This window comes from Paenarthrobacter sp. NPDC089322, from assembly GCF_040684895.1.
Taxonomy (GTDB): Bacteria; Actinomycetota; Actinomycetes; order Actinomycetales; family Micrococcaceae; genus Arthrobacter.
Window position 1 is genome coordinate 21,905 of sequence record NZ_JBFBGW010000030.1, and the last position, 7,986, is coordinate 29,890.

The window sequence follows — 7,986 nt, forward strand, 5'->3', positions numbered from 1 at the left end:
TAGTGCGCGTTTTGAGGGCTCATAACGCGCACAACTGCGACTCAGTTGGGGTAGCGAGAGGCTAGCGCGCCGGGTCAATCATCGTCATGCCCGCCACGGTTGCCTTGTCGAAAGCCGGCAACAGCGCCGCAGCCTCATCCAAGCCGATGGTGCGTTCGATTAACAGTTGCGGGTGCAGCGCGCCCTCTTCGATCAGTGCCATCATGCCCGGATAGTCCACCGCGGCCATGCCGTGGCTGCCCAGCAGGTCGAGTTCCCAACCGATCACCCGCGCCATAGGCACTTGCGGGTTGCCATTGATGGGCGGCAACAAACCAATTTGGACGTGCCGTCCTCGCCTGCGGAGGCTCAGGATTGCGTCTGCGCAAGTCTGTTCACTTCCGACGGCGTCAACGGCCACGTGGCTGCCTCCGTCGGAGAGGTCGTTGACCGCTGCCGGAATATCGCTGCCGTCGGCCAGCACGGTGTGGTTCGCGCCCAGGCGTGCAGCCACAACCAACGCCTCGGGGTTCCGATCCACGGCAATGACGCGGGCACCCATAGCCTTGGCAATCATCACAGCGCTCAGTCCAACACCACCCGCGCCCACAACAGTCACCCATTCCCCGGCCTTCACCTGCGCGCGGGCGCCGAGCGCCCGGTACGCTGTGGCGAAGCGGCAGCCGAGGCTTGCCGCCGTCGTAAATTCCACGCTGTCCGGGATGGCAACCAGGTTGCTGTCGGCAGCGTGCAGGGCCACGTACTCGGCAAACGATCCCCAATGCGTGAAGCCGGGCTGCTCCTGGTTGGGGCAGACCTGCGCTTCGCCGGTCAGGCACCATTCGCACTTTCCGCAACCGCAGACGAAGGGAACAGTGACGCGGTCGCCGACGTTCCAGTCCTGCACGCCATCCCCGACGGCGGCAATCACCCCTGCGAGCTCGTGGCCGGGGACATGTGGCAGCGCGACGTCGTCGTGCCCGGCCCAGGCGTGCCAGTCGCTGCGGCACATCCCGGTGGCTACAACCTTCACCACTACTCCGCCTGGCGGGGCTTCCGGCACCGGAACCTCACGTACTTCGGGCCGGCTACGGACTTCGTCAAAGATCACTGCTCGCACGGATTCGACTCTGTCACACTACCGGGCTCCTGTTCGACATCCCTGATGTAAGGAACCACTTCGGAAGGAAAAACACCGTGCCACGCATCAACATGGGCCGCACCAACAAGCTCGGCTATGCCGCCGTCATCGGGCTGGAAGGCTATGCCCGCAAGTCCGTCGATCCCGATCTGTACGAAATCATCAAGCTCCGCGCTTCCATCCTGAACGGCTGCGGATTCTGCGTGAACATGCACGCCACGGACGGCAGGAAACGAGGGATCCCTGCACGCAAGCTTCATGCCGTCGCCGCGTGGCAGCATTCCAAGGTGTTCTTCGATGCCCGCGAACAGGCTGTACTGGCCTTGACCGATGCGGTAACCCAGTTGGGTCCGGACACTGTCACCGACGAGATCTGGAACGCTGCGGCGACTCACTTCGACGACGGCCAAATGGGTGCCCTGATCCTGGCGATCTCAACCATCAACGTCTGGAACAGAATTGCGGTCAGCACACAGATGGAACCGCCGGTTGATGAGAAAAACCCGCTGGTCTGAAAGGTAGCGTAGGCAGCATGACTCTTGCGGTGTCGGCCACTACCGCGTGGCAGAGCGAACGGAACCGCCTCCTGGGTATCGCGTATCGAATGCTGGGCGACTTTGGCCACGCGGAAGACGTTGTCTCGGAGGTTGCGATCGAGGCTGTCCGGCAGGAGCGAAAAACCGATGCCGGAAGCGTGGACTCGTGGCCTGCTTGGCTGACTACGGTGTGTGTTCGGCGTTCCGTCGACCGGGTGCGGCAACTTGCTGCAATCCGGGAGGACTACACCGGGCCTTGGCTGCCCGAACCCGTGGACACGTCCCGGCTTCCGGAGGAAACAGTCGCCAACCGCGAGCTGCTGTCGCTGACCTTGCTGCATCTGGCCGAGCAACTGGCTCCCGAGGCGCGGGCGGCCCTGGTGCTGCACCGCGCCTTTGGGATGTCCGCCCCGGAGATCGGGGAGATCCTCGAGAAGACCCCTGCCGCCGTGCGCCAGATGATTTCGCGCTCCGAACGCCGTTTGGAGATCGACCCTGACGCACCCGCGCCACGGGCCAAGGACCGCGCCGCGTTGGAGAAGCTGGTGCTCGCCATTGAGAACGGTGAGATTGACACCGTCGTGGCCATGCTGGACCGCGACGCTGTTCTCTGGGCGGACGGGGGCGGCAAGGTCAAGAGCGCCATGAACCCGCTGTTCGGCGCGGCGAGGATCGCGCGGTTCTTTGCGGGCATCCTGGGTAAAGCGGTCAAGTTTGATCCCAGGCGGCCAGTCCGCGCCGGGATTATCGAAGTCAACGGCGAACCGGCCCTGCTGCTCATGCATCAGGGACGCTCAGACGTACTAGTGATCGACGGCGGATCCGACGGAAGCATCCGGGAGCTGCGTCAGGTTGCCAACCCGGAAAAGCTCACCCGCCTATCGCTGGGCTGAGCGACGCCGAAGCCGCGCCACCAGCGTCGCGGCGAGCAACGCCGTCGTGATTTCCAGTCCGATCACCAACAGCAGTCCGGCCGCACCTTCCGTATGAACAGCGCCCGACGCCGGCCTGCCGCCATGGGCGTGTCCGGAACCGCCTGCTCCGAGCAGCAACACAGCGTGCAGGGCAACCATGGCCAGGGCCGAGCCGGTGACCTGATGGAGTGCTCCGACGCGGCTGTGGCGCCAGATGTGCACAGTGCAGGGGACACACACTGCGGCAAGGGCGATCATGAGGATGCCGAGCCAGGCGTCGTGGTGCCCCGAAGCCGCGAGCCAGAGATGGACCAGGCAGGATATGGCCGTGAGGGCTGCGCAGATGCGGGGGTGGAGGATGGGTCCGGTTGCGCGGACCCGTCCTGCGGTGATTGCCATGGTTAGTGGCAGTGCCCGGCGGTTTCGCCGTGCCCTTCGCCTGAGCCAGCAGCACCGGACCCGGCCGCCGTGTGGCAGCCCGAACCGGCGGTGTTCGCGGGGACATCGAGTACCGGGCTGCGGTCGAAAAAGCCCTCGGGGCGGAGCTTGAAGCCGACCGTGTCCACGGGCATGATCGGCCAGTCCTCAACGCGCGGGAAGTGGGTCAGGCCGAAGGTGTGCCATACGACGATGTCCTGCCCGTCGATGTCGCGGTCCTGCGCTACGTACGCCGGGAGTCCCGCTCCCCCGGAGTGCTGGTTCACGAAATCGCCCGTGGGGTAGCGTTCCTCGTCGGAGTAGCGGGTCACCCAGACATCCTTGGTGGCAAAAGCGGCACGACGGGCGATGGAGGAACCGGGATCGGCGAGGAGTGTTGGCTGGTTCTCGGAGTGAAGTTTGTAGCCGACGGGCTCACCCAGGCGGTTGCGGGATTCGGGGTTGGAGATGATCCAGGTACGGCCCACCTTTGCGTCGGATTCGCGGACTCCCTCGGATTCTTTAGTGAGGAGGGTGCGCTTACGGGAGAAGGCATTGCCGCGCTCATTGCCCGGACCCATGGTCTGCCGGACCACGTCCTCTTCCTCCACGCGGTTGGTGAACCCGTCAATGGCCATGTCCAGCCGCGCGCTGAAAAGGTGCTGGTGGAACGGCGCGCCCAAGCCCGGAGCGAGCTGGGAAATGTTGTCCGAGCCACCCTCAGGGAACGCGGACGTGAAGACGATGCCGGTGGCCTTTGCCTCAAATTCGATGGTGCCGTCCAGGTAGAGGTACCAGTAGAAGCCGTAGTCGTAGTTGCCGATGGTGGTGAAGAAGGAGATCACCAGGCGGCGGTTGCGGCGGGTGTAGTTGATGCCGGACCAGAGGTCGGAGTGCTTGGAGAGGATGCCCCAGTCTTCCTCATGCATGCAGATGCCGTTGCGGATTTCGCGGGGGTTGCCGAAGGCATCGCTGATGACGGGGCTGAGGTAGGTAATGTCGCCCAGGCAGTCACAGCCGAGTTCGAGGGAGTTGGCGTACTGGCCCACGAGGTATTCGCCGGTGTCAAAGTAGTTCTGCCATGACCGGATCGGTGAGGGATCACCATAGGGAACCACCATTTCGGCGATCGATGCACGGTTGATGATCTGCCGCTTCCGTTCCCCGTCCTGGAAGGCCAGGTTGTGAAGGACAACCCCTTCGCGGACATCGAAGCCGACGTCCACGCTCCACTTTTCCCACTCCACATGGTTGCCCCCGGTGACAGTGAAGCTCGGCCCTTCCGGCTGGGTGATGCTGATGGGCTTCTGCGTTTCGCGGAGCGGACCGGTCAGCTCAGGATCGGTGTAGTTTCCGTGCTCCTCCGGGATGGGCATCGCGCCAAGGTCGATTACCTGCGTGACTTCCTTGTTCACGACGTCCACGTAGGCCACCAGGCCGTCAACGGGGTGCGCCCAAGCGCTGTCCTCAGGGAAATCCTGCACGAAGGCCAAGCCGCGGAGGATGCGGCGGCCGCGCTCTTCGTCGTACTCAAAAACGCCGGCAGAAAGCGGTGCGACGCGGACCTTCGCCACGTCGAGGTCGCGGGCGGCCAGGGCGGCCAGCCAGCGTTCGTCCGTGGCGAGGAGTGTCTCAACCACCTCGAACTCTTCCTCCAGCACGGGGAGTTCACCGGAGACCTTGGTGTCCAGTTCGGTCACCGAAAGAATCTCCCCCTTGCCGGTTGAGATGAGGACGTCGGTGGGAGCACCGCCTGAGATGTCGTGGATGAACACACAGAACCGGCGGTCCAGGTGTGCCTGGTCACGGGCAGGGTCGACGAGCCCCAGATAGGCAATCCGCTTCTCAGCGCCAAGGTGCCCTGCTGCCCGCAGAATCCCCTGCACTGTGGTGATTTCCTCAGCGGTGGCGAGGCTGTATTGGGTGGAAACGTCAGTTGCTGTGGGCGTCATGGCTGCCTCTTGTCCAGGACCTCGAAGGGTCGGGATTTATTTTCTATAGTTGTAGAGAATAACCAAAACGTAAGATGAGTCACAAGACCTTTCAGCCGATTATTTTCCGGGAGCCTCGCACAGTGCCAAAGATTGTGGACCACGATCAACGACGCCTCGAACTGGTGGACGCGACATGGCGGATCATCGCGAGGCTCGGCATAGAAGGCGCCACGATGCGCGAAATTGCCATTGAAGCAGGATTCGCCAACGGCGCACTGAAGCCTTACTTCCCGACCAAGGACCTGCTGCTCACCTCGGCCTTCGGGCACGTGTTCAACCGAACCAACCAGCGCATCGCCTTGGTGACCGAAGGGCTCACTGGCCTGGCTGCGCTGCGGGCATTTTGCGCCGAAGTACTCCCCTTGGATGAGGAACGCGTGAATGAAGCCCGGATCGTCATCCCGTTCTGGCAGAAGGCCCTCAACGACCCCGACATGGCCGAGTTGCACTCCCAATCCATGAACCAGTGGCACAAAACCATCACTGCCCACACGGCAGCAGCCCGTGCGGCAGGCGAGATTGCCACCCCCATCGGGGACGCCGCCGTCGCCGACCACCTGCTCAACATGATGTTGGGCGCCCAAATCGTGGCAGCGCTATCGCCGGCCGAACATTTCTCGATCGACCTTGCGGGGCAGCTGGATAACTACCTGGTGCTGCTTGCCGCCTGAGGCCGCTAGCTGGTAGCGCCGGACGCCACGACGCCCACGCCCAGTCCCGCGATGATCCCGCTGCTGGCACGCTCGACGACGGTGCTCACCTTGGGGCGCTTGAGCCACCGCATGGCCTTGAACGCCACAACGGCGATCATCGAGAGGTAGGCGAAGGCAATCACTGCGACAACGACGCCGAGGATGAGCGAGGTGCCCATGGTGTCGCCGCCGTGTGGGATGAACTGCGGGACAACGGCCAGGTAGAACAAGCCCACCTTGGGGTTGAGCAGCGTTGAGAGGGCCCCTGCGCCCAGGGCCGAGAGCCGGCTGTACGGCAGGGGTGCTTCAGCCGTGCCGTCGACGCCGGCTTTGGCAGCCTTCCGCGATTTGATGAAGGACGAGATGCCCAGGTAGAGCAGGTAAAGTCCACCGGCAATCTTGATCCAGCGGAACAACTCGGCGGACTGCTCAAGGATCGCGGCCAGGCCAACGCCCACCAGTGCGGCCCACACAATCGCGGCACCGGCAGAACCTGCTGCGGCGGCAATCCCTGCGCTTGGCCGGTTCAGGGCGATACGCAGAACAAGGAACGTATCCGGACCGGGAGTCACGGACAGCACGAGGCACAGACCGGCGAAGGCAGCAAGGGAAGCGAGAGTCACAAGTTCGATTGTGGAGCATACCGGCAGGTAGCGAAAGCCAAGCAAGCCTAAAGCGTTCGCTTGCCGTCAAGGCCTGTTCGTCCAGCGACAAGACCGGCTCGCGTGACCCCCACCACACTGGAAACATCGCCGCGTGCCTCACTGGCCGCCAAGACTTACTACCGAGCGGAGTACCAATGGAGACTTACGACGCCCTGCTGGCATCCATCACTGCAGCCCCCGGCCAGAACAGCCGCACCATGCTCGACCCCGCAACCGGTGAAGCCGTGGGAGAAGCACCCGTTCACACGGTCCAGGATCTCGAAGCCGCGGTCGCGGCGGCTGTCGCTGCCCAGCCGGCGTGGGCTGCGCTGGGCCATGACGCCAGGTCCGCCGCGCTCCTGAAAGCAGCCGACGCCGTCGAACGCTCCGCAGAAGAACTCGCCCAACTCCTCTCCCGCGAGCAGGGCAAGCCGCTGAACGGCCCGAACGCCCGCTTCGAAGTCGGCGCCTGCGCCGCCTGGCTACGCGCCACCGCCGGTACGCCCCTGGAACCGGAAGTGGTGGTGGACGACGGCGAAACCCGCGCCGAACTGCACTACCGGCCCATTGGCGTCGTCGGTGCCATCGGCCCGTGGAACTGGCCCATGATGATCACCGTCTGGCAGATCGCCCCGGCCCTGCGCATGGGTAACGCCGTGGTGGTCAAGCCCTCCGAGTACACGCCGTTGTCCGTCCTCGCGCTGATCTCGATCATCAACCAGGAACTTCCCGAAGGCCTGCTCAGCGTAGTCTCCGGCGGCCGGGACGTCGGAGAAGCGCTTGCTTCCCATGAGGCAATCGGCAAGGTCATGTTCACCGGCTCCACCGCCACGGGCAAGGCGATCATCCGCTCCTCCGCGGACACAGTCAAGCGCCTCACGCTGGAACTGGGCGGCAATGACGCCGGTATTGTCCTGCCCGACGCCGACCCTAAAGCAATCGCCGAGGGCCTGTTCTGGGGCTCGTTCATTAACACCGGCCAGACCTGCGCCGCGCTCAAGCGCCTCTATGTGCACGACTCCATCTACGAGGCCGTCTGCACCGAACTCGCCGCGGTAGCTGAAGCGATGCCGATGGGTAACGGGCTCGACGAAAACAACGTCCTGGGCCCCCTGCAGAACCTCCAGCAATACGAGATCGTGGCCCGATTGGTGGATGCTGCCCGCGATTCGGGTGCCCGCATCCTGGTGGGCGGCAACCCCGACGATTCCCAGCCCGGCTACTTCTACCCCACCACCCTGGTGGCCGACATCGACAACGACAACCCGCTCGTAGCAGAGGAACAGTTCGGCCCCGCCCTGCCGATCATCCGCTACAGCACAGTTGACGAAGCCCTCGCCAAGGCAAACGCGCTCGACGTCGGACTCGGCGCCTCGGTCTGGTCCTCCGACCCGGCTGCCGCCCGCGAAGTCGCCGCACGCATCCAGGCCGGAACCGTCTGGATCAACAAGCATGGAGCCGTGGACCCCCGCGTTCCGTTCGGCGGAGCCAAGCAATCGGGCTACGGCCTGGAGTTCGGCACCGAAGGCCTCAAGGCCCTCGGCGTCCCGCATATCATCAACGGCTAGGCTCCCACCCAAGTAGGTCGCATTTGTGCGCGTTTTGCCCGCGTTAACCGGCTTGGAATCGTCGTCCAGGAGGGCATCCTTGATGATGCGTCGGGGATCGT

The 7,986-nt window shown here is 64.1% G+C and carries 8 protein-coding genes; 4 read left to right on the forward strand and 4 right to left on the reverse strand.

What is annotated here, in order from left to right; translation table 11 throughout:
• Positions 1–61 precede the first annotated feature (61 nt).
• Entirely contained in the window at positions 62–1,099 is a 1,038-nt protein-coding gene (locus tag AB0N65_RS20035) for a zinc-dependent alcohol dehydrogenase family protein (RefSeq protein ID WP_364165825.1), read from the reverse strand.
• Positions 1,100–1,176: 77 nt separating this feature from the next.
• Here AB0N65_RS20035 and AB0N65_RS20040 point away from each other — a divergent pair, with 77 nt between their 5' ends.
• Positions 1,177–1,635: a carboxymuconolactone decarboxylase family protein gene (locus tag AB0N65_RS20040; RefSeq protein WP_364165828.1), complete on the forward strand. Its 459-nt coding sequence runs from the start codon at positions 1,177–1,179 to the stop codon at positions 1,633–1,635.
• 17 nt (positions 1,636–1,652) lie between these two features.
• Entirely contained in the window at positions 1,653–2,549 is an 897-nt protein-coding gene (locus AB0N65_RS20045) for a sigma-70 family RNA polymerase sigma factor (protein ID WP_364165831.1), read from the forward strand.
• On the opposite strand, the gene AB0N65_RS20050 is transcribed toward AB0N65_RS20045, so the two are convergent.
• Both AB0N65_RS20050 and AB0N65_RS20055 read right to left on the reverse strand, forming a co-directional pair.
• On the reverse strand, positions 2,535–2,969 hold the full coding sequence (locus AB0N65_RS20050) for a hypothetical protein (RefSeq protein ID WP_364165833.1): 435 nt from the start codon (positions 2,967–2,969) through the stop codon (positions 2,535–2,537). The two genes, AB0N65_RS20045 and AB0N65_RS20050, sit on opposite strands and share 15 nt — an antisense overlap.
• Before the next feature lie 2 nt (positions 2,970–2,971).
• The gene (locus tag AB0N65_RS20055; RefSeq protein ID WP_364165836.1) at positions 2,972–4,939 is read right to left on the reverse strand and encodes a primary-amine oxidase; all 1,968 of its coding nucleotides are present in this window, start codon (positions 4,937–4,939) and stop codon (positions 2,972–2,974) included.
• Positions 4,940–5,061: 122 nt separating this feature from the next.
• Here AB0N65_RS20055 and AB0N65_RS20060 point away from each other — a divergent pair, with 122 nt between their 5' ends.
• Positions 5,062–5,652, forward strand: coding sequence for a TetR/AcrR family transcriptional regulator (locus AB0N65_RS20060; protein ID WP_364165839.1), 591 nt, complete (start codon positions 5,062–5,064; stop codon positions 5,650–5,652).
• Between the two features lie 5 nt (positions 5,653–5,657).
• On the opposite strand, the gene AB0N65_RS20065 is transcribed toward AB0N65_RS20060, so the two are convergent.
• A complete protein-coding gene (locus AB0N65_RS20065; protein ID WP_364165842.1) occupies positions 5,658–6,296 on the reverse strand; it encodes a LysE family translocator in 639 nt (212 codons plus the stop codon).
• Positions 6,297–6,472: 176 nt separating this feature from the next.
• On the opposite strand from AB0N65_RS20065, the gene AB0N65_RS20070 reads away from it, so the two are divergent.
• Positions 6,473–7,885 carry an aldehyde dehydrogenase family protein gene (locus tag AB0N65_RS20070; RefSeq protein WP_364165844.1) on the forward strand — a complete coding sequence of 471 codons (1,413 nt, stop codon included), beginning with the start codon at positions 6,473–6,475 and terminating at the stop codon, positions 7,883–7,885.
• Positions 7,886–7,986: the final 101 nt, after the last annotated feature.